The 21,617-nt window shown below is 64.0% G+C and carries 19 protein-coding genes and 1 riboswitch; of the genes, 10 read left to right on the top strand and 9 right to left on the bottom strand.

The genetic code is table 11. From position 1 onward, the window contains the following. Window positions 1–6: 6 nt before the first annotated feature. The 3 genes from prpF to PGN16_RS06560 are packed head-to-tail and all read right to left on the bottom strand — an operon-like array spanning window position 7 to window position 4,234. Window positions 7–1,167, bottom strand: a complete 1,161-nt coding sequence (gene prpF / locus PGN16_RS06570; RefSeq protein ID WP_335308606.1) for a 2-methylaconitate cis-trans isomerase PrpF — start codon at window positions 1,165–1,167, stop codon at window positions 7–9. Next, window positions 1,164–3,788, bottom strand: coding sequence for a Fe/S-dependent 2-methylisocitrate dehydratase AcnD (acnD, locus tag PGN16_RS06565; RefSeq protein ID WP_335308605.1), 2,625 nt, complete (start codon window positions 3,786–3,788; stop codon window positions 1,164–1,166). The genes prpF and acnD overlap by 4 nt, the downstream gene beginning before the upstream one ends. Further along, window positions 3,785–4,234, bottom strand: a complete 450-nt coding sequence (locus PGN16_RS06560) for a hypothetical protein (protein ID WP_335308604.1) — start codon at window positions 4,232–4,234, stop codon at window positions 3,785–3,787. The genes acnD and PGN16_RS06560 overlap by 4 nt, the downstream gene beginning before the upstream one ends. Between PGN16_RS06560 and PGN16_RS06555 the strand changes: the two genes are divergently transcribed. Next, entirely contained in the window at window positions 4,233–5,615 is a 1,383-nt protein-coding gene (locus PGN16_RS06555) for a short-chain fatty acyl-CoA regulator family protein (RefSeq protein WP_335308603.1), read from the top strand. The two genes, PGN16_RS06560 and PGN16_RS06555, sit on opposite strands and share 2 nt — an antisense overlap. Here the strand turns inward: PGN16_RS06555 and PGN16_RS06550 are convergent. The 3 genes from PGN16_RS06550 to PGN16_RS06540 all read right to left on the bottom strand — a co-directional run bounded on the left by PGN16_RS06550 (window position 5,600) and on the right by PGN16_RS06540 (window position 7,997). Next, window positions 5,600–6,085 carry a hypothetical protein gene (locus PGN16_RS06550; RefSeq protein ID WP_335308602.1) on the bottom strand — a complete coding sequence of 162 codons (486 nt, stop codon included), beginning with the start codon at window positions 6,083–6,085 and terminating at the stop codon, window positions 5,600–5,602. The two genes, PGN16_RS06555 and PGN16_RS06550, sit on opposite strands and share 16 nt — an antisense overlap. 203 nt (window positions 6,086–6,288) lie before the next feature. After that, window positions 6,289–6,510, bottom strand: a riboswitch (cobalamin riboswitch). A 320-nt stretch (window positions 6,511–6,830) separates the two neighbouring features. Next, window positions 6,831–7,154, bottom strand: a complete 324-nt coding sequence (locus tag PGN16_RS06545) for a hypothetical protein (RefSeq protein WP_335308601.1) — start codon at window positions 7,152–7,154, stop codon at window positions 6,831–6,833. A 228-nt stretch (window positions 7,155–7,382) separates the two neighbouring features. Next, window positions 7,383–7,997: a TetR/AcrR family transcriptional regulator gene (locus PGN16_RS06540; RefSeq protein ID WP_335308600.1), complete on the bottom strand. Its 615-nt coding sequence runs from the start codon at window positions 7,995–7,997 to the stop codon at window positions 7,383–7,385. A gap of 77 nt (window positions 7,998–8,074) precedes the next feature. Between PGN16_RS06540 and PGN16_RS06535 the strand changes: the two genes are divergently transcribed. Beyond that, a complete protein-coding gene (locus tag PGN16_RS06535; RefSeq protein WP_335308599.1) occupies window positions 8,075–9,016 on the top strand; it encodes an alpha/beta fold hydrolase in 942 nt (313 codons plus the stop codon). A 113-nt stretch (window positions 9,017–9,129) separates the two neighbouring features. Next, window positions 9,130–9,987, top strand: a complete 858-nt coding sequence (locus tag PGN16_RS06530) for an alpha/beta fold hydrolase (RefSeq protein ID WP_335308598.1) — start codon at window positions 9,130–9,132, stop codon at window positions 9,985–9,987. 424 nt (window positions 9,988–10,411) lie between these two features. Here the strand turns inward: PGN16_RS06530 and PGN16_RS06525 are convergent, their stop codons facing one another. Then, the gene (locus tag PGN16_RS06525; RefSeq protein ID WP_335308597.1) at window positions 10,412–11,470 is read right to left on the bottom strand and encodes an ATP-binding protein; all 1,059 of its coding nucleotides are present in this window, start codon (window positions 11,468–11,470) and stop codon (window positions 10,412–10,414) included. Then, entirely contained in the window at window positions 11,457–12,161 is a 705-nt protein-coding gene (locus PGN16_RS06520) for a PAS domain-containing protein (protein ID WP_335308596.1), read from the bottom strand. Before PGN16_RS06520 ends, PGN16_RS06525 begins: the two co-directional genes overlap by 14 nt. Before the next feature lie 598 nt (window positions 12,162–12,759). Between PGN16_RS06520 and PGN16_RS06515 the strand changes: the two genes are divergently transcribed. The 3 genes from PGN16_RS06515 to PGN16_RS06505 all read left to right on the top strand — a co-directional run bounded on the left by PGN16_RS06515 (window position 12,760) and on the right by PGN16_RS06505 (window position 15,832). Further along, a complete protein-coding gene (locus PGN16_RS06515; RefSeq protein WP_335308595.1) occupies window positions 12,760–12,966 on the top strand; it encodes a TOBE domain-containing protein in 207 nt (68 codons plus the stop codon). Window position 12,967: 1 nt separating this feature from the next. Then, window positions 12,968–13,339, top strand: coding sequence for a winged helix-turn-helix domain-containing protein (locus tag PGN16_RS06510; RefSeq protein ID WP_335308594.1), 372 nt, complete (start codon window positions 12,968–12,970; stop codon window positions 13,337–13,339). A gap of 99 nt (window positions 13,340–13,438) precedes the next feature. Beyond that, on the top strand, window positions 13,439–15,832 hold the full coding sequence (locus PGN16_RS06505; RefSeq protein ID WP_335308593.1) for a TonB-dependent receptor: 2,394 nt from the start codon (window positions 13,439–13,441) through the stop codon (window positions 15,830–15,832). Window positions 15,833–15,929: 97 nt separating this feature from the next. Here the strand turns inward: PGN16_RS06505 and PGN16_RS06500 are convergent, their stop codons facing one another. After that, complete coding sequence (locus PGN16_RS06500) at window positions 15,930–16,271, bottom strand: SWIB/MDM2 domain-containing protein (RefSeq protein ID WP_443019592.1); 342 nt, start codon at window positions 16,269–16,271, stop codon at window positions 15,930–15,932. A 199-nt stretch (window positions 16,272–16,470) separates the two neighbouring features. Here PGN16_RS06500 and PGN16_RS06495 point away from each other — a divergent pair, with 199 nt between their 5' ends. The 4 genes from PGN16_RS06495 to PGN16_RS06480 all read left to right on the top strand — a co-directional run bounded on the left by PGN16_RS06495 (window position 16,471) and on the right by PGN16_RS06480 (window position 21,572). Next, window positions 16,471–17,553, top strand: a complete 1,083-nt coding sequence (locus PGN16_RS06495; protein WP_335308592.1) for a DNA topoisomerase IB — start codon at window positions 16,471–16,473, stop codon at window positions 17,551–17,553. Window positions 17,554–17,565: 12 nt separating this feature from the next. Continuing rightward, a complete protein-coding gene (locus PGN16_RS06490) occupies window positions 17,566–18,630 on the top strand; it encodes a spore photoproduct lyase family protein (protein ID WP_335308591.1) in 1,065 nt (354 codons plus the stop codon). A gap of 786 nt (window positions 18,631–19,416) precedes the next feature. Continuing rightward, window positions 19,417–20,724 carry a TonB-dependent siderophore receptor gene (locus tag PGN16_RS06485; RefSeq protein WP_335308590.1) on the top strand — a complete coding sequence of 436 codons (1,308 nt, stop codon included), beginning with the start codon at window positions 19,417–19,419 and terminating at the stop codon, window positions 20,722–20,724. Beyond that, window positions 20,676–21,572 carry a TonB-dependent siderophore receptor gene (locus PGN16_RS06480; protein ID WP_335308589.1) on the top strand — a complete coding sequence of 299 codons (897 nt, stop codon included), beginning with the start codon at window positions 20,676–20,678 and terminating at the stop codon, window positions 21,570–21,572. Before PGN16_RS06485 ends, PGN16_RS06480 begins: the two co-directional genes overlap by 49 nt. Window positions 21,573–21,617 lie beyond the last annotated feature (45 nt).

The raw sequence follows: 21,617 nt of genomic DNA, 5'->3' as shown, positions 1-21,617 counted from the left end.
TTCCTCTCAGAAACTGTCGGCGGGGACGTGGACATGACCGTCCATCAGCACCCGCGCGCTGCGGCTCATGACCGCCTTGGTGATGATCCATTGGCCGTTCGCCTGATGCGCCTCGGCACCGACGCTGAGCGCACCGGAGGGATGGCCGAAGCGGATGGATGTCCGCTCGCCCCCGCCGGCGGCCTTGTTGACCAGCGTGCCCGGCACCGCCGCTGCAGCGGCAATGGCGACGGAGGCGGTGCCCATCATCGCGTGGTGCAGCTTGCCCATCGAGAGCGCCCGGACGAGCAGGTCGATCTCGCAGGCCACCACCTCCCGGCCGCTCGATGTACGGTGATCGATGGGCGAGGCGACGAAGGCGATGGCCGGGGCGCGCGTCGTCTTAACGATGCCCATCGCCTCCGCGCCCGCAGTGCGCAGCGCCTCGAAGCGGGCGAGCGCATCGACGTCACCGTTGATGGCGTCGCGAAGCTCGGCACCGGTATATCCCAGATCCTCCGCCTCGACGAAGACGGTCGGTACGCCGGCATTGATGAGGGTCGCGAGGATCATACCGCCCGACACGACGGCGTCGTCGACCTTCAGCGTGTCGACCGGATGACCGGTCGGAAACAGCGCGTCGGACGTATCGGCGGGGTCCACGAACTCCAGTACGATCTCGGCGGCCGGGAAGGCGACGCCATCCAGCTCTAAATCACCCGTCTCGACGACTTGCCCATCGGCGACCGGCACATGGGCGATGATCGTCTTGCCGATATTGGCCTGCCAGATGCGGATCGTGCAGACGCCGTCGACCGCACAGGCGGCATCAACATAGCCGGCCGCAATAGCGAAGGCCCCGACCGCGGTCGACAGGTTCCCGCAGTTGCTCGACCAGTCGAGCGCACCGCTGTCGATCGCGATCTGCCCATATAGGTAATCGACGTCATGGTCCGCCCGCGTTGCCGGGGAGACGATCACGCATTTGGACGTGCTGGACGTCGCACCACCCATGCCGTCGATGTGTGCGGCATAGGGGTCGGGGCTGCCGATGACGCGGGCGAACAGCCGGTCGCGCGCCTCGCCCGGCGTCTGCGCGCGTTCGGGCAGGTCTTCGAGACGGAAGAACACGCCCTTGCTGGTGCCGCCACGCATATAGGTGGCCGGGATGCGAACCTGCGGCGTCATGCTGCCGCACTCGACGCGAGGAAGTCCTGCGCGAAGCGTTGCAGCACGCCGCCCGCCTCGTAGATCGACACCTCTTCGGCGGTGTCGAGACGGCACAGCACCGGCACCTCTTCGGTTGATCCATCACGCCGCTGGATCACCAGCAGCAATTGTGCGCCAGCATCCGGGACACCAGACACGTCGAACGTCTCGGTCCCGTCGAGCTTCAGCCCCAGGCGGGTGGTGCCGTGCGTGAACTCCAGCGGCAGCACGCCCATGCCGATGAGGTTGGTGCGATGGATGCGCTCGAACCCCTCGGCGACGATCGCCTCGACGCCTGCAAGCCGGACCCCCTTTGCCGCCCAGTCGCGCGACGATCCCTGCCCGTAATCGGCTCCGGCGATGATGATGAGCGGTTGCCGGCGACCGAGATAGGTTTCGATCGCCTCCCACATACGAACGACGGTGCCGTCCGGCTCGATCCGGGCGAGGCTGCCCTTCTTCACTGCGCCATCGACCACCGCCATCTCGTTGACTAGCTGCGGGTTGGCGAAGGTCGCGCGCATCGCCGTCAGGTGATCGCCGCGGTGGGTCGCGTAGGAGTTATAGTCCTCCTCGGGCACCCCCATCGCGGTCAGATACTCGCCCGCCGCGCTGGTCGGCAGGATCGCGTTCGACGGCGACAGATGGTCGGTGGTGATATTGTCGGGCAGGATCGCCAGTGGGCGCATCCCCTTGAGGGTGCGCGGACTGGCAGCGAGTGCGCCCAGGCCGGCGGTGTCCCAATAGGGCGGCCGGCGGATGTAGGTCGATTGCGGACGCCAGTCGTAGAGCGGGCTGACGGGCGCGCTGCCGTCGCCCGAGCGCGCGAACATCGGCTCGTAGACGTCGCGGAACTGCTCGGGCTTCACATGGTCGCGCACGATCGCATCGATCTCGGCATCGCTCGGCCACAGATCGGCAAGCCGGACCTCGCGGCCATCGGGCGCGATCCCCAGCACATCCTTCTCGATATCGAGCCGGATCGTGCCGGCGATGGCATAGGCGACGACCAGTGGCGGTGAGGCGAGGAACGCTTGTTTGGCATAGGGGTGGATGCGCCCGTCGAAGTTGCGGTTCCCCGACAGGACGGCGGTCGTGTAAAGGTCGCGCTCGACGATCTCGCGCTGGATGACCGGATCGAGCGCGCCCGACATGCCATTGCATGTCGTGCAGGCGAAGCCGACGATGCCGAAGCCAAGCTGCTCCAGCTCGCGCAGTAGATCGGCCTCTTCCAGATAAAGCGCGGGCACTCGCGAGCCGGGTGCGAAGCTGGTCTTGACCCACGGCTTGCGCGTCAGGCCGAGCGCATTGGCCTTTTGCGCCACCAGCCCGGCTGCGACGACGTTGCGCGGGTTCGAAGTGTTGGTGCAGCTCGTGATCGCCGCGATGATGACCGCGCCGTCCGGCATCAGTCCTTCGCGTTCCTGCGCGATGGCGCCTTCGAGATCCTTCGCCACACCGCGGTCGTGCAGCGCGGCGGTCGGCAGGCGCCGGTGCGGGTTCGAGGGGCCGGCAAGGTTGCGCTCGACGCTGCCCAGGTCGAAGGTCAGCACCCGCTCATAGTGCGCGGTCGCCAGCGCATCGCCCCACAGGCCCGTCGCCTTGGCGTAGGTCTCGACCAGCGCGACCTGTTTGGGCGTGCGATTAGTGAGCAGCAGATAGTCGAGCGTCTGGCGATCGATGTAGAACATCGCTGCCGTGGCCCCATATTCCGGGCACATGTTGGAGATGGTCGCGCGGTCGCCGATCGACAGGCTGTCGGCACCGGGACCGAAGAACTCCAGCCAGGCCCCGACGACGCGCTCCTTGCGCAGGAACTCGGTCAGCGCGAGGACGATGTCGGTCGCGGTGATGCCCTCCGGCCGCCGCCCCGTCAGCTCCACGCCGACGATATCGGGCAGCCGCATCATCGACGGGCGGCCGAGCATGACCGTCTCCGCCTCGAGGCCACCGACACCCACCGCGATCACGCCCAGCGCGTCGACATGCGGCGTGTGGCTGTCCGTGCCGACGCAGGTATCCGGGAAGGCCACGCCGCCCTGCACCTGGATCACCGGCGACATCTTCTCCAGATTGATCTGGTGCATGATGCCGTTGCCCGCCGGCACCACATCGACATTGTCGAACGCACGCTTCGTCCACTCGATGAAGTCGAAGCGGTCTTCGTTACGCCGGTCCTCGATCGCGCGGTTCTTGGCGAAGGCTTGCGCGTCGAAACCACCATGCTCGACCGCCAGGCTGTGGTCGACGATGAGCTGGGTCGGCACGACCGGATTGACCTTGGCGGGGTCGCCGCCCTGATCCGCGATGGCGTCGCGCAGGCCCGCGAGGTCGACCAGCGCGGTCTGCCCGAGGATGTCATGGCAGACGACGCGGGCGGGATACCAGGGAAAATCGAGATCGCGCCGGCGATCTGCGATCTGGATCAGCGCGTCGTTCAACAACGCCGGATCGCAGCGGCGAACCAGTTGCTCGGCCAGCACGCGCGACACATAGGGAAGCGTGTCATAGGCGCCGGGGCGGACCGCCTCGATCGCGGCACGCGCATCGAAATAGGTGAGCGTGGTGCCGCCGAGCGGTTTCTGATAAGCAGTGTTCATCGGGTTCCCGGGTTCCATTGGGCGAGCCGCGTGGCGATCGACGCGCTCGGTCGGGTGAAGGTCGAGAAGGTGAAGCGGCCGGCGGCAACCATGCAGTCGCATCCCGCCGCATCGCGCCCGCTGGCGAAGACGGCGACGACGAGACCATCGTCGCTGCGGCTGACGCACGATGCCTCGAACACGATATCATCCAGCTCGGCACGCAGTTCGACGTCGTGGCAGCGATGGAGCGAAACGCTTCCACCCAGTACGCCCCGTGCGCGTGCCGTCGCTGCCCCGAGGATACGTTCTAGAAGGTCGGCACCTTGCGGTTGGGCGGTAGCAAGCATATTCGCATAATCCGCAAACGGGCACGCTTTTACAGAGCTGAAAGCGTGAAATCCTGCGAAGGTCGACCAGCAAATCTGCAAAGGTTGCGAAGTTATGGTGGCGCGCAAGGCATTCATGGGGGTTCGGCTTCGGCGCTTGCGCGAGGAGCGCAAGCTGAAGCAGGTCGAGCTTGCCCATGCGCTCGGCATCTCGCCCAGCTACCTCAACCAGCTCGAACAAAACCAGCGTCCGCTGACCGTACCGATCCTCCTGAAGCTCAACGCGGCGTTCGGCGTCGACGTGCAAATCTTCTCGGAGGACGAGGAGGCCCGCCTGATGACCGACATCCGCGACGCGATCGCCGACGTCGAGGAGGCGGTGTCCGTTGCCGAACTGCGCGAGCTGGCGACGAACATGCCCGCGGTCGGCCGAACGCTGGTCGCGCTGCATCGGCGGTATCGCGATGCGGTCGAGCGCGGCGATGCGATGGCGGCCGAGCTGGGTGACGAATGGAGCATCGGGGACCGCGCCCGCCAACCCTTCGAGCAGGTCCGCGACTTCTTCTACGCCCGCCACAACCATGTCGAGGTGCTGGATGAAGCGGCCGAACGCCTCTATCGCGAAGCGGGCCTCTCCCCGCGCACGATCCACGACGGCCTGACCGCATGGCTGAAAGCGCGCCATGGGATCGCGGTGCTGACCGACGTCACCACCTCGCCACGCCGCTTCGATCCCGCGGCTCAAGCGCTCACGCTGTCCGCCTCGCTGACACCCGGTCAGCGCGTATTCCAGATGGCGACCCAGCTCGCCTTTCTCGAATTGGGCGACGTGATCGACGACCTCGCGGACGATACGGTCCTCGCCGATGCGGAGGCGCGCCGCCTGGGGCGGATCGGCCTCGCCAACTATTTCGCGGGCGCACTGGTCCTCCCCTATGCCGACTTCCTCGCCGCAGCCGAAGCCGAGCGGTACGACATCGAGCGTCTTGGGCGGCGCTTCGGGGTCGGGTTCGAGACGGTCTGCCACCGCCTGTCGACACTCCAGCGGGCGGGTGCGCGCGGCGTGCCCTTCTTCTTCGTCCGCGTCGACCGGGCAGGCAATATCTCGAAGCGGCAGTCGGCGACCGACTTCCACTTCTCGCGCGTCGGCGGCACCTGCCCGCTGTGGAACGTCTATGAGGCGTTTGCGCAGCCGGGACGCGTGCTGCGCCAGGTCGCGCAGATGCCCGACGGACGCAGCTATCTATGGATCGCGCGAACTGTGGCGAGCGGGTCCGCCGGGTTCGGTGAGTCGGAGAAGGTGTTCGCGATCGGGCTCGGCTGCGATCTGCGTCATGCGGGCCAGCTCGTCTATTCGCGCGGCCTCGATCTCGCCGATCCATCCTTCGCGACGCCGATCGGCGCCGGGTGCAAGGTGTGCGAGCGCCCTACCTGCCCACAGCGTGCGTTTCCGCCGATCGGGCGGGCGCTCACCATCGACGAGAACACCGCCGCCCCGGTGCCCTATCCTGTTGCCTGACGTTCGGCGCTGGCATCAGCGTGCCGCCATGCGGCGATGATCGAAGGATCGGCGACCAGTCTGGCGACAGCCTCGACGCCGTAGGTGCCGACAGATACAGGATGCGCAGCGCGGATCGTGACCGATCCCGAGCGCGGCAATCGGCCATCCTTCGTCCAGCGGAGCCGCTCCTTGTTCGTGATCGGCAGGGCGGCCATGAGCAAGCGTGGTGTCAGTGGTCGGCGGGCTGGTCCGACCAGCGCGGCCGCGCACCGCAAAATGATCGACCGCAGCGACAGATCCGGGTGCGTTGTTTCGACCAGCAGATGATCCGCACCATCGATCCATTCACGTTTCACCACCCCGCGAAGTGCCGCCGAGATCTGACGACGCGCCTCGTCCCATCGCAGGGCAAGGCCGAGATGATGACGCCTGATCGACGTGAAGTTCAACCGTGCCCATTCCGGCGTCGAGGCGGTCACGCTGACCATGTCGGCAAGCCGGTGCGCATCGCCCGATCTTCTCCCGTCAAAGCGTTCCGACGACTCGTAATTCCGTACCACATCCTGTCCTCACGCTCGGGTGCAGGCGCACACCGCCAATGCGGTACGCGTAGGAATCCGACGCGCGCGCCTGCGCAATCCATCGCCGTTCGGACAGTCGTCCGCGCCTCTGCCATCCCCTGGACGCAAGGCATCAGCGAACCGCTCCGGCAGGTCTCCTGGCTCGCGGGTCGTCGCTTCGGATGCACCTTCCCAGGCTCGCGCCCAGTGGCCGGCAGATCGCGTATCGGCGCCTGCCCAGCATCCTCGCTCGCCGCCTACAGTTGCAGGGACAGCCGTGGACTGAAGGTCGCCCTCCGTCCCACATTCCCGTTTTAATCCCCTCGCGGGGAACCGGAGCGATGTTCTCTCCCGGCATGCCGGGCACCCGCGCATACCACCGAGCTTATGGTGGCGTAAGGTGCAAGATTTTGGAAAAGCCAAGCGGAACGTCATTTGAGGAACCGCGTTGTCCAAAAATACCGTCCTTTTCGCAGCACTCGTGAATGGCAGATCTCGGCTCAACCCGCCGTTCGGCGAGGCCGCTGCGAACGGCAGATTTGTCCCGAACCAAGCCGTCTCACCCCCCGCTCCTGCGACATGAACCAACGGCCGAAGTTGGGAAGGCGGAAAGAGCCCGCGAATGTCCGGAACTGGGTCTTCGCCGCTGTCGCATCAGCTGACGGACACTGCGTCAGCCGGTCGCCGTTGCTCCGTGCTCTCCTGGACAGGAGGATGGCGGTTGCGCCCAGGTCAGAGCGGCTCCCGACAAGATCGCGAGCGCGGCGAACAACGCTGCAACGGCGTTCAGAAGCTCTGGGCTGCCGCTACCCATGACTTTTCCGTTCAACACGGCAGCTGCGAAATTAGGCTGCCTGCCTTCACGCTTTGCTCGTAGCCTCTCCCTGCGTTTGAACCGATCGTAAGATAGTCCCGCATAGCCCGCATAGCCCCACAGAGCGGCGGAGCAGAGGCCGAAAACGGTCGATGCGATCTGAAGTAGCGTGGCGATGGTCATCAGGCCTCTGTAAATGGGCAGACGACATCGTCACGAGCACCGCTTCAATCATTAGCAGGAGTAATCGTGAACGAATGGACGATTTTGGGGAATGCGAGAGACGGCCTGCGTGGCCAAAACTGGGTCATCTCGCCGTGGCCCTTAAGGTATGCTTCAGAAGACCGATGCTACTGGTCCTGCCATAGGTGGCCAAAACAGGACCGTGCAGGCATGGCAGGCGCCGCTGGTTCACGGTTTAGCGTAGCTCGCGCTTCCATCCCCACCTTTCGCCGCGATCCCTTTCAGCACTTCGGTCCTTATCGCCATTAGGTCGTCGCGCGTGGCTCCATCGCGCGCCTGGATAGCCATGCCTTGCTGGACGGCCAACAGATAGGCGGAGAGGCGATCGGCGGCCGGACGATCAAGCCAATGGCTCAACCCCACTGCGATCTTCCCGCGCAGGGCAAGACGGCGTTCACGCAACTCGCGGCTTAGCTCCTCGTGAGTCGCGCCGCCTTCAACGAGACCCGTCGAGATCATACATCCGCGCTCTTCCTCAACAACGGCGTCGATTGCTGCCCCGAGCAGACCCAATACCGCCTGCTCCAACGTCTCGGCGTTGGCCATACCGTCCAGCGCGCCAGGGAGGGCAGTGAAGCGATCTAGCGCCTCTCGATAGAGGCCTGCCTTGCTGCCAAAGGCCGCGTAGAGGCTTGGCGGCGCGATCCCGATAGCGTCCGTCAGGTCTGCGACCGAGACCCCTTCATAACCGTGCCGCCGAAACAGCCGCATCGCCGTGTCCACCGCCTGTTCGCGGTCAAAGGTGCGGGGTCCGGAAGAACGGCGCGGGCGGGGCTTGTCCATAGCGATCACTAAACACTGCTTGACGCAGAGATGCAACGAGCTATCCTTTAGCGATCACTAAACAAGGGCAAGCCTCAATGAGCGAAATCGAGCTCCCAAGCCGACGCGGCATTCTCGGACTTGGCGCAGTTGGCGTGATCGCCGCAGCAGCTGGGCCTTCGTTTGCGGACGCCGCGCGTTCGGTGCCGGCGCCGCTCAAGACGTTCGAGGCCCGATCGAGCGATGGCACGGTTCTTCATGGCGAGAGCGTCGGAGACGACGGAGCGCCCGAGATCCTCTTCGTCCACGGGCTTCGGCAGAGCCGACTGAGCTGGAGCCGGCAGTATGACGATCCGGGGCTAGCGGGCTTTCGGAAGGTGCGCTTTGACCTTCGTGGTCACGGCGACTCAGACAAGCCTTCCGACCCGGCGAGCTATGCGGACATGACCCGATGGGCCGACGACATCGCTGTGGTGATGGAGGCAGCGAAGCTCCGACGGCCAGTCCTCGTTGGCTGGTCGCTGGGTGGCTTTGTGACCGGCGCCTACCTTGGCAAATATGGCGACGCGAAGGTTGCCGGTATCAATCTGGTCGATGCGGTGACCAAGCTCTCGCCCGATCTGCTTACACCATTGGCGGGGCGCTATGCCGCCTCGACGAGCTCGCATGATCTTGGCGAACGTACGGCGGAGACGGCGTCCTTCCTTTTGGCCTGTTTCCATCAGCCCCCGGCCGGGGCCGACCTACAGCAGATGCTTGTCGTGAACGGCATGACGGCGCGCGCGGTCAATGAAGGGTTCACGCGCACGGCCACGCCGGACATGGAACCCGTGTTCGCGCGCTATCGCAAGCCCTTGCTGGTCACCCACGGGATCCACGATCGCCTCGTGCGCCTTGCCATGTCGGAGCGCATCCAAGCCCAGCGGCACGATGTCAGGCTGTCGATCTTCGACATTAGCGGCCACAGCCCATTCTACGAGGAGTCTAGGCGCTTCAATAGGGAGCTCGCCGCTTTCGTCACTTCCGCTGCGCGGGGCTAACCACGGTGGTAGATCGACGCTCAGTAATTGGAAGCGCCGCGGCACGGGCTATTGCGCCAGCTACGTCAGCGCTCGAGGAAGAAGGTGCGCCCTTCTTTTCTGGTTTTCGGCCCTTGGTCATCGAAGCAGGGGGCGTGCGATTCTCGGGCGTGATTGGCGGATCGGGACCGGCCGTACTGCTGCTTCATGGTTATCCCGAAAGCCACATCGCATGGCGTAAGGTGGCGGGCGAGCTCGCCCGTGCTTTCACCGTCGTTGCGGTCGATCTGCCGGGTTACGGCGCGAGCCGATTATTGTCAGATGATGTCCGATGGACGAAGCGGCGTGTCGCTCAAGCGCTGGTGAGCCTTATGCAGACACTGAGACACCGTCGCTTCGCTGTTGTTGGCCACGACAGAGGTGCACGCGCTGGCTATCGTCTAGTGCTAGACCATCCGGGCGTCGTCGTGGCTTTTGCGGCGTTGGCGGTGGTTCCAACGCTGGATGCGCTCGAAGGCGCTGATTACCGCTTCGCGTACAAGAACTATCACTGGTTTATGCTCTCCCAGCCGAACGGTCTGCCGGAACGGCTTCTTGCTACAACGCCTGACGCGGTGCTTGATCGGGAATTTGAGTTGGTCGGTGCCACCACTGACAACGTCATCGAGCCCGCCGCTCGCCAAGCGTATCGAGCTGCCTTTCGCGACCCCTCGGTTCAGCATGCCATGTGCGATGATTATCGGGCTGCGCTGAACGAGGACCTTGAGCACGACCGTGCCGATCGAGCGTCCGGTCGCAAGCTGGATTGCCCCGTTCTGGCGTTATCGCCTGCCCGGTCAATAGGAGCGGCGCCGCCGCCCGACGTTGTCTGGCGGCGGTGGGCTGACGACGTCGTTGGCGCAACCACGTCAGGCGACCACCTTCAGCCCGAGGATCGTCCGGCTGAGGTGCTAGCAGCTTTGATGCCCTTCCTTCGGCAAAACGCGAGCTAGCCTTTCGGGGCCAGGTGAGCTGCTCTTTGAGTGGCCAAGTGCGCGGCGTCGCCGCGTCCTGGGTGTGCTCTGTCTCGGCCGGCTTGATCAACAAGATCAAGCGGTCGTCGTACGCAGCCGGGCTATGCCGCACGCCCATCGGCACGGTGAGGAGATCGCCCTCGTTCAGCCATGCACGGATATAGCTCATGTCAAGCGCGCGGACCGACGACGTTCCCATCCGCAAGGCTCTGCCTGAACCAACGTCCGGTGTTGGGATGCAAACAGGGACGGCTGAATGACTGATTGTGGATCATTGCATCAGCGGGGTTTGATTCATAGGTGTCACAACCGTTCGGTTCTGACACTCGCGGGGTCTTGCGCTTTCTGCTGGATCGCGAGTCTTAAACAGTCGACACAAATCTGGATGGGAAATTGATCTCGCTCAGTTGCCGGACCTCGCCTTTGCCGATGTTCCCTTTTGCCAACCAATCGCCTTACGGAGAACGCGTGACAGCTGTTCGACCGAGTAGGGTTTGTGCAGCAATTCGAAGCCGTGTTTGCCATTCCTCGCCAACACGTGACTGTATCCGCTTGTGAGAACGATCGGAACATCGGGATACGACCTGCGGATCTCGTTTCCGAGATCGATTCCGTTCATGCCCGGCATAACCACATCGGAGAACACGATGTGAAATCGGTCGCAGCCTCTCTCCAACTCGATAAGCGCCTTTTCCGCATCTGTCGCCAGGATGCTGTCATAGCCCAGTTCCTTGAGCGCCTGCGTCGCAAACTCACCGACTTGCGGATTGTCCTCTACGATCAGGATGCAATAGCCCTCTCCGCTAATCGCGACCTCATCCTTCGCCTGATCCTCAATCCCTGCTTCGTCACTGTAGGCGCGGGGCAGATAGAGGGTGAAGGTCGTGCCTCGGCCGACGACGCTCTCGACGTTGATGTCCCCGCCCGACTGCTTGGCGAAGCCGATGACCTGCGAAAGGCCAAGGCCGGTTCCCTCGCCTACACCCTTGGTTGTGAAGAAGGGTTCGTAAATGCGGTCGATCTGTGCGGGGTCGATGCCTGTCCCGGTGTCGGTCACGGTGACCGCGATGAAATCGCCGACGATCGGCTCATGAGACCGGATAGAGGGAATGCCTGATACAGCACCTGCCGCGATCGTCAGCGTCCCCTCACCTTCCATAGCGTCTCGCGCGTTTACCGCGAGGTTGACGATCACGTTTTCGAACTGCGCCCGATCGGCCACAGCATGAATGGTCTGGTCGGGGATGTGCGTCTCCAAGACGATGCGCGATCCGGTGAGCGTGCCGATCATGTCGGACACGTTGTCGATGCTGGCGCCGAGATCGAACAGCTCGGGTTTCAGCGCCTGTCGGCGTGAGAAGGCGAGGAGCTGGCCAGTCAGCTTGGTGGCGCGATCGGCGGTGTCACCGATTGCGTCGATGTAGCGTGCGCGCTTGTCGTCGGCGATATTAGGCCTGCGCAATAGATCGACGGATCCACGGATGACAGTCAGCAGATTGTTGAAGTCGTGCGCGACCCCCGCCGGTCAGTCGTCCGATCGCTTCGAGCTTCTGCGCCTGTCGCAGCTGCTCCTCCGCACGCGCCAATTCCTCGCGCCGCTCGATGACTTCAGCGACCAAGGTTTGGTTACGCTCCTCCATCTGGACTCGGTTGGTCTGCTCATTGGTGACGCAGAACAGACCTGCTACCTGCCCTGCATCGTCATATGCTGGGGAATAGGTGAAGGTCCACCAGCTCTGTTCGGGCACCCCCTCGCGACTCAGGTCCAAGGGCATGTCTGTCATCTTGCTGCTCTCGCCGGCAAGGGTTGTCATGACCAGCGGCTCGATATCGCTCCAGATGCTTGCCCACACCACCTTGAAGGGCGTGCCCAACGCTGTGGCGAGACGGTAGCCGAGAATCGGGCGGTAAGCGTCGTTGTAGAAGCACAGGAGATCGTCGCCCCACGCCAGAAACATCGGCGTCGGACAGGCGAGCATCATTGCCAGCGTCGTCTTTAGCGAGGGGGGCCATGTATCGACCGGCCCGAGCGACGTGCCCGTCCAGTCTTTAGAGAGGATTTCCCCGCCTGTGATGCTCGCTGCGCTGACGTGAGAGTCGATCGACGGAACGGCGTTCGGCATAAATCTCGCTTGTAGCACGGCAGCCGTCATGAACGGCCGCGCCGGCACCACCCTAGCCAGTTCCACTGTGAGGTGACAGCCTCGCTTTGCCAAGCAGGCGTGTCCCAAGCATTTAGGCAAGAAGAGACGCTGAGGGTATCCCGACGATCATGCGTCTGCGTTCCGTCATTATGAGTACGAGTTGCGGCCCTTCGTCGAGCTGATTCAGGAGCGGGCGGCTAGCGACGGCATGTCGACCATGTGTCCGGCGGACGAGCATGAGCTTGTCGAGCGTAACCGAGAGATCGCCGCAGGCGATATGGGTTGGTAGCCTGCTCGCCAGGCGGCGTTGTTGCGGCCTTATCAATCGCGCGCGTGACTGGCTCGAATCCTTCATCGACCACGAGCGAGCCGAGCGACGCTGATCATATTTTCACAATGGATGAACGGCCGGAGTCGGCGAGCCGCCAATAGGCTGGGAATGACCACATCTGGGTCTACAAGCCTGCTAGGTCGGTCACGCAGGGCGTGACACCCGGAATCCAACTGTGGGCAATTAGGACACCTTGCTGCGGGGCAGCGCTAGCCGTTTGTAGCCGTAGGCGGCTTAGCGGGATAGAATAAGGAGCAACCCACCCGAGAGGCAAGAATGAAGCTCAGCGCCCGCAATCAGATTTCCGGCACGATCGTCTCGATCACGCCGGGTGCTGTCAATGGCTCGATCAAAGTCGACATCGGGGGTGGCAACATCGTCACTGTCAGCATCACCGAGGAGGCGATCGCGGATCTCGGCCTGGCGGAAGGCGAAACCGTCACGGTCATCGTCAAAGCCAGCGACGTGATGATCGGCAAATAACATGAAGCTCGGCCCCCTCTGGCTCAAGATTCAGATCGCCTGCGGCGATGCGCTGGCGATGGGGCCGGGCAAGGCCGACCTGCTGGAGGCCATCATCACCGAAGGTTCGATCAGCGGCGCCGGTCGAGCCCTCGGTATGAGCTATCGCCGCGCCTGGCTGCTGGTCGACGAGATGAACCGCTGCTTCGACCCCGTGCTCGTCGAGACCCTGAAGGGCGGTGGCCGGGAGCGGGGCGCCAAGGTCAGCGCCACCGGTCTCGAGGTGCTCGAGGCCTATCGCGAAATGGAGCGGGACGCCATCAAGGTCGCCGATCGCGCGGGCTATGCACGTCTCAGCGCGCATCTGCGTGCGGTACCGCTGACGGACGCCTGACACCGCGATTCTCAACCAATCTCTATATACGACTGAATATACCGTCGATATACGACCGAACATAGAGCGGTGACAGGGCCGTCAATCGGGGTATCGTCGATGTCGAAGCGGTTCGCAGTCCTTCTGTGCGCAACAGTCATGCCCGCGATCAGCGTGCCAGCCTCGGCGCAGACCGCCGCGATCCCGAGCCGCGACGATGATCGTGATCAAGACGTGAAGGATGGTTTGCCCGACGTCATCGTGACTGCGCGCCGTCGCGCTGAGGATGCGCAGCGCGTTCCCGGGGCATTGTCGGTAGTGGGCGGCGCACTCATCGACCAGAGCTACACGGTCAACACGCAAGGGCTGACCACGCTGATCCCGACGCTGAATTACAGTTCGGCCAATCCGCGGAACACCGCCTTCACGATCCGCGGGCTGGGGTCGAGCGTCGTCGCGGTCAGCCAGGCGAACGACGGTCTGGAGCCGGGTGTCGGCTTCTATGTCGATCAGGTCTACCACGCCCGGCCGGCCACCGCTGCCTTCGACTTCGCCGACATCGAGCAGGTCGAGGAGCTGCGCGGACCTCAGGGGACGCTGTTCGGCAAGAACACCACGGCGGGCGCGCTCAACATCACCACCCGCGCGCCGAGCTTCACCCGCGAGGGGTTCGCCGAGCTGTCCTACGGCGACTATAATTTCGTGCAGGCTCGCGGCTGGGCGTCAGGTCCGATCACCGACACGATCGCCTACCGCATCTCGGGTGTCTCGACGCGGCGCGATGGCGTGCTCGACAACGTGCGCACCGGGCGCGCCGCCAATACGATCGGGACGCAGGCGGTGCGTGGGCAGCTGCTGTTCAAGCCTGACGACACGATCCAGATGCGCGTCATCGCCGACTTCACCAACTTCCAGGCCTATTGCTGCGGGCAGGTGTATCTGCGCACCGGCACGTCGCTGCGCGCCGCCAACCGCCAATTCGGCGGGCCGAATGGTCTGGCCGCGCAATTCGGTTACGCGCCGCCCAGCACCAACGTCTACGATCGCAAGACGGACATCGACGGACCGCTCGGCGTCGACACCAACGAAGGCGGCGTCAGCGCGATTACCGACTGGCATCTCGGCCCTGTGACGCTGACGTCGGTGACGGCGTGGCGGTTCTGGAATTGGGACGCGGAAAACGACCGTGATTACACCGGCATCCCGGTCCAGCTATCGCAGCACATCCCATCCCGTCAGGATCAATACAGTCAGGAGCTTCGACTCGCGTCAAACGGCACCGGGCCACTGTCGTATGTCGTCGGCCTCTATGGCTTCCGCCAGCGGCTGACCGGGCGGCCGATCAGCATCTATGGTCCGGCCGCGGCGCGGTATCTGATCGGCACGGTGACCGGCACGAACAACACGCCGGTCCCGTCCAGTCTGCTCGACGGCTATGGGCAGGACGGGCGCACCGACTTCCACAGCCTGAGCTATGCCGCGTTCGGTGAGGTTAATTACCGCTTCTTCGATCGCCTGACCGCGACGGTGGGTCTGCGCTACACGCAGGAGGACAAGGACGGCTATTACACCACCACCGTCTCCGGCGGCCCGGCGACGACCAACGCCGCACTGACCAGCGCGCGCCTTGGCGTGCTCCGCCCGCAAAGCTACGAAGCGCACGACAGCGATGGCAGCCTGTCGGGACGTGGGAACCTGGCGTGGCAGGTGACCGATCAGACGATGGCCTATGCCAGCTACGCGCGCGGCTTCAAATCAGGCGGGATCAACATGTCGGGCTTGCCGCTCGACAGCAACAACCGCCCGGTGCTGGCGACCGCCGTGGTGCGGCCCGAACGCAACGAAACCTATGAGATCGGCCTGAAGAACACGCTGCTCGACAACCGGCTGATCTTCAACATCGACGGCTTCTACACAAAGGTCCGCGACTTCCAGGCAACAGTGGTGGAAAACTCGCTGACGCAGACGGTGCAGCTGCGCGGCTACCTGTCCAACATCCCCGAGGTGACGGTGAAGGGGATCGAGGCCGACGTGACCGCGCTGATCCTGCCCGGCCTCAGTGCACGCACCAGCTTCGCCTATTCAGATGGCGAGTACACCAACTATCCCGCCGGTCCGTGCCCGCTGGAGGTGCAGACCGCCGCGACCACCCGGTGTAGCCTGACCGGGCGCCGTCTTGCCTCGTTGCCGCGCTTCGCGGTCACGGCCGGGCTCGATTACGAGAGGCCGGCGGGTGACGGGTCGGTCTTCGCCCATGTCGACACCGCTTCGCGCAGCGGGTTCAACGGCGATCCTAGCCTGTCGCGCTTCACCTACATCCGCGGTTACAACCTGACCAACGCCAACATCGGCTACCGCTTCCGTGACGGGCTCGAGCTGATCGTCTGGGCACGCAACCTGTTTGATGCCGACTACATTCAGAACCTGACCATCCAGGCGGGCAATTCAGGTTTGATCGTGGGGACGCCGAGCGATCCGCGCACCATCGGCGGGACGCTTCGCTTCCGCATATGATCTTTGTCCGGGAAGATGAACGAACCGCGGAAGTGGAGATGCCGAGACTAGGTCGGGAACGTCTGAATGTGGGTCGGATTAGCCGCTAGCAACCCGGTCATTCCTTCTTGGCGGCCAGGTGACGACTAAGATGCTTGTTCATCTCGAACATGCTCGCCGACTTCTTTCCAAACACCTTCTCGAGGTTCTCGTCAGCGTTAATCTGGCGCCGGTCCTTGGCGTCCTGCAGGTCGTGCTTCTTGATGTACTCCCAGACCTTGCTGACGACCTCGCTGCGAGGCAGGTCCTTGGTCCCGACGATCTCGGCCAGCTCCGGGGACGGCGTCACCGGCGCCGTGATGCCGCCACGCGCCCCGCCCGCAGGCTTGCCGGTCTTCTCGACCTTCTTCTCGGCCGCCTTGGTCTCGTCCTTGCCGCCCTTCGTCGCCGTACGTGCCATCTGCCGATCTCCCTCGATCTCGGAGCCGCCGTAGCGGCCAACTTCCTCGCAACAGGTGAACTGCAGTGTTCAACGTTGTCAATCCGAACCGAGGGCGTCGGCGGTGACATGAGGCAACGTTGGCGCTCCCCAATGCTGCTTTCAAGGAAACAGCGGGAGGGCGGCACGTTCTGGGGTTATGGCAGGAGCGGAACGATCGATGGCTGACGATGCAGGCGAGAACATCATCGACGCGCGTGACGCGGCGGAGAGCGCGGGACTGATCTACATCGACGACCAGGGCTCTGGCATCACCCGTCGCAAAAGCGGCAAGGGCTGGAGCTACCGGGACGCAGGCGGCGTGAAAATCAGCGACAAGGCAGTGATCGAGCGTATCAACAGGATCGGCATTCCGCCGGCCTATACCGACGTGTGGATCTGCTCCGACCACCGCGGCCACATCCAGGCGACCGGCCGCGATGCCAAGGGTCGCAAGCAGTACCGCTATCACGAACGTTTCCGGGAGGTGCGCGACAGCACGAAGTACGAGCACATGCTGACCTTCGCCGAGGTGCTCCCGGGCATTCGCGAGCGCATCGACGCCGACATGCGCCGTCGTGGCCTGCCGCGCGAGAAAGTGCTCGCGACGGTCGTCCGCCTGCTCGAGACGACGATGATCCGCGTCGGCAACGCCGATTACGCTAAGCAGAACCAGAGCTATGGCCTCACCACGCTTAACGACCGCCACGTCAAGGTGGAGGGCGGCGGGCTGCGCTTCCGCTTTAAAGGCAAGAGCGGCAAGCAGTGGAACCTGAAGTTGGCGGACCGGCGTGTCGCCAAGATCGTCAAGCAAAGCCAGGACCTGCCCGGCCAGCACCTCTTTCAGTACCTCGACGAGGAGGGTGAGCAGCGCGAGGTCGCTTCAAACGACGTCAACGCCTACCTGGGCGAGATCAGTGGCAGCGACATCACCGCCAAGGACTTCCGCACCTGGACCGGCACGGTGCTCGCAGCGCTCGCACTAGCCGAGTTCGAGAAATTCGACAGCGAGGCGGCCGCCAAGAAGAACGTCCGTGCCGCCATCGAGAAGGTGTCGGCGAGGCTTGGCAACACGCCCGCGGTCTGCCGCCGCTGCTATGTGCACCCGGAGGTGATCGACAGCTACATGTCGGAGTCGCTGGTGCTGGAGATCGAGCAGCAGGTCGAGCGTGAGTTGCGCGACAACGTTGCCGGGTTGCGGCCTGAAGAAGCACTGGTGCTCGCCTTCCTGCAGCGGCGGCTGTCGGAGAAGCTGGCCGCCTGAGCCGGTCCGCTCATGGCTCTCCCGCGCACGCTGATCGACCCTAAGCTCATCTACCTGGAGCCGGCTGTCCGCGAGTATGTGCGAGGGCGGGAGGTACTCGCGCGCTTCCCCGACGCCGAGCTCGTCGAGGTGGCAAGCCATCGGAATATCGCGCAGCTGGCAGACCCTGCGCTCGCCGGGGACTGGCTGAAGGTGAAGCGTGACACGCTGGTGCTTGGCGTGAAGAAGGGTATGGCCATGCGACCGAACGGGCGCTCGGCCGACTTCATTGCGCCCTCGTCCTCAAACGGATGCGCGATGGCGTATGCCTACTGCTATGTCGGCCGGCGCAAAGGGTACGCTAACCCGATCAGCGTCTTCGTCAACATTGACGACATCACCCGGGCGCTGGTGCGACACGCGGCCAAGCCAGGATCCAAGCCGGAGCCGAACACCATCGATCCGATCGACTGGGTCTACGACCTGGGCGAAAACGGCGACCTGTCGATCGACGCGTCGCTATCCGACAACGTCCGCGATCTGGTCGCCGCGTTTCGCTCGATCCCCAGGGCCAAGGGCTCGTTCGCCACCAAGTACGTCAATCGCGACCTGCTCGACTACGATCCGCAAGGGCGCACCCGGATCCGCTTCTCGCTCATGCCCGAGACGATCGCCCGGATCGTCGACGTGCGCACCTCGCCGATGAGCGAGCGGATCGCCGCCATCAATGACTTTGTCGCGGCCGGCTACGAGGTGCACGCCAACTTCTCGCCTGTCATCGTTTACGAGAGCTGGGAGCCGGAGTGGAAGGCGCTTTTCGCCGAGATCGACGCGGCGCTGTCGCCCGCCGCCAAGGCGCAACTCAAGTGCGAGGTGATCTTCCTGACCCACAACGAGGGGCTGCACGACCTCAACCTCCAATGGCATCCCCGCGCCGAGGAGTGGCTGTGGCGGCCGGACATTCAGCAGCGCAAATGGAGCCAGTCGGGCATGCAGAACCTGCGCTACAAGGCGTCTTGGAAGCGACAGTGGCTAGATCGCTTTCTCGGCTGGCTCGATGAAGCGCTGCCCTATTGCGAGGTGCGCTATGCCTTTTGAGCGGGGCCCCACAATCCTGCCGATTGGCTACTCGAGCCGCTCGGCAACCAGCGTTCGCCGGGAGCGCAACGTTCAAGGGGACGATCATGGATGAGTTCGCACGGATGATGAGCATGGAGGGCGTGCGCCCTCTCGATCAACCGAAGCAAGGACCCCGTCGCCCAAGGGAACAGCCGCGTGCGACATCCGAGCAAGGCATCGCCATATCGCCCGCGCTGGCGCCTGCTGGTCATATGTGGGCTACAGGTGCCCGGGCGCGCATTGCGTTGGAAACAGCACTCGCGCGACTTGCGACCAAATTCGCAACAGACGGCATGGCTGGGCAACCGGCATCCGTCAGAATGGCACCACGGTCACGTTGCCTGCTTAATCAGGGGCGGCAGCGCTACTCTGCATCGCGGATCGCCAAGCACTGTGTCTGATGCTCGTCGGTGGCGACGGCTGGACGTTCGTCATGCACCCGCTGATGGGCGTTGCCACGCTAGATGAAGATCCTACCGACCCCGCATTAACAAGCGTCCGAAGCTCAGAAGCCGATCCTGCGGGCTCAACGACCGCTGTGGGTCGCCGCGGCAGTAGGGAGGAGCGGCCGCTTCCCGACCAATTTAAGTCGTTGGCAAGCAACGTCCGAATGGCTGCTTCAGCCGAAAGCGGTCAGACTCGGGCTTCCCCCGGTGGCATCGCGGTTGACCGTTCTTCGTACCACGATCTACGACCAGCAAGAATGATAACGACTTGCAATATCCTATCTAGCTAGCTAGGCGGCGCGAAAAAGGGGGCTTATTCGTGCTTGAACTCATCGCCATTTTTGCAGCCGCCGCGAGCGGGGACGTCGACCAGGTAAAATCGGTACAACAGCGGGACGAGGACATCGTCGTTACAGGCCAGCGCACGGAAGGCAGCGACGACTACGGCGTCTCGGAGCAACGCACCGCCACTCGCCTGCCACTCAGTCAGAAGGAGACGCCGCAATCGGTCAGCGTCGTCACCCGCGCGCAAATCCAGGATTTCCAGCTGAACAGCGTCAACGAGGTGCTGGCGACCGTCCCGGGCGTTAGCGTCCTGGCCGCGGAGACCGACCGCTTCTACTACTCCGCCCGCGGGTTCGAGATCACGACGTTCCAGATTGACGGGATTGGCCAGCCCTTCGCGTTCGGCATCCAGACGGGATCGCTAGATACCAGCTTCTTCGACCGCATTGAGGTGGTGCGCGGCGCTCCAGGTCTGTTGTCCTTCACGGGTAATCCCTCGGCGGTCGTGAACTACGTGCGCAAACGACCCTATCGGGAGTTCCACACGACCGCGAGCGCGCAGTACGGATCATTCAACAACCTGCGCCTAGATTCCGACGTCAGCGTGCCGCTCACCGCCGACGGCTCCGTCCGCGCGCGCGCCGTCGGATCGGTGCTCGACACCGATAGCCATCTCGACCGCTACCACCTGACGCGATGGACGGGATACGGCATCGTGGAGGCCGATCTCGGCCCCAATACCATCGTCAGCGCTGGTTACGGCCATCAGGACCACGATACCGACAACGCGCAATGGGGCGCCGTGCCGCTGCTCTACGGGGACGGAACGCGGTTCGACTTCGCCCGCAACAGCAACACGGGACAGCCATGGTCCGGATGGGGCGTCATCGACCGCCAGATCTTCGGCGACCTGACGCACCAGTTCGGCAACGGCTGGAGCGCCAAGGTTTCGGTGCTCCGCCGGGCGATCGACGAGGACAACGAGCTATTCTACGTCTACGGCAATCCTTCGCGCACCGCACCCGAGGGCATCAACGCCGCGACCGGCGAGGGGGTGTTTAGCTACCCCGGCAAATTCGTCGGACCCACGCGCAACCTGACGATCGACGCGTACGTGAACGGCAAGGTCAGTCTGGGAGGCCGGTCGCACGACGTGATGTTCGGCATTCAGCGCGGAGCGGAACGCTACCGACAGGACGCGGCATACGACTTCGGGCAAATCGGCGTGGCGATCCCGCTCTCGCAGCTCTTCGCCGGCACATTCCCCCGCCCGCCTTTCCGGCGCTCGACGGCGTGTACGAGCTCGACCGCACCACGAGGCGGCTGTCCGTGTACGGTCTGACCCGTCTGGATCTCGCCGATCCGCTCAAGGTGATGCTGGGCGGAAGCTGGACCCATGCCGAAAGCGAGGGCACGTCCTACGGCACGCCGCAGAACTACGACCGCAAGAAGTTCGTGCCTTTCGTCGGGGCGACGCTAGCGCTCACACCCGCCGTCAACGCCTACGCAAGCTACGCGAAGATCTTCAATCCGCAGACCATTGCGGACGCACGTAACGTCCTGTTCCCACCGATCGAGGGCGACAATCTCGAGGCCGGGCTGAAGGGCGAATGGTTCGGCGGCCGTCTCTACGCCAGCGCTGCGCTGTTCCGCGTGAACCAGGACAACAATGCGGTCCAGACAGGGCTGAACCCCACCACCTTCCAGGCGGTCTACGTACTGCAGGACGCGAAGTCCGAAGGCGTCGAATTCGAGTTCGGCGGATCTCCGCTGCCCGGTCTGCAGGCGACCGGCGGCCTGACCCTACTGCGACTGAAGCTGCGTGACGGCAGCGGCGGCGAAGCGCGCACCTTCGTGCCGCGCAACGTCGGTCGCCTGAACGTCACCTATTCGCCGCCGTCGCTGCCGGAGCTGAAGATGGGCACCTCCATGCAGTACCAAAGCCGCATCTACTACGACACCGCGGACTATTACGGGGCGGCGACCGTGACGGGCGCCAACGGGCGGATCGAGCAGGGCGGCTATGCGCTAGTCGACCTGTTCGGGGCCTACGATCTGACCGAGCAGGTGCGGCTCGGCGTCAACGTGCGCAACATCACCAACGAGAAGTATCTCAACTCGCTGACCTTCTCACAGAGCTACTATGGCGCGCCGCGTACCGTACTCGGAACCGTGACGGTGCGATACTGATGCGGTGGGGCGCGCAGGTCGATTGACGTGAGCATAATCGCGCTG

Source organism: Sphingomonas phyllosphaerae, from assembly GCF_036946485.1.
GTDB classification, from domain to species: Bacteria; Pseudomonadota; Alphaproteobacteria; order Sphingomonadales; family Sphingomonadaceae; genus Sphingomonas; species Sphingomonas phyllosphaerae_E.
Note: the sequence above shows the minus strand (reverse complement) of the source record. Positions and strands in the feature narration are given on the sequence as shown.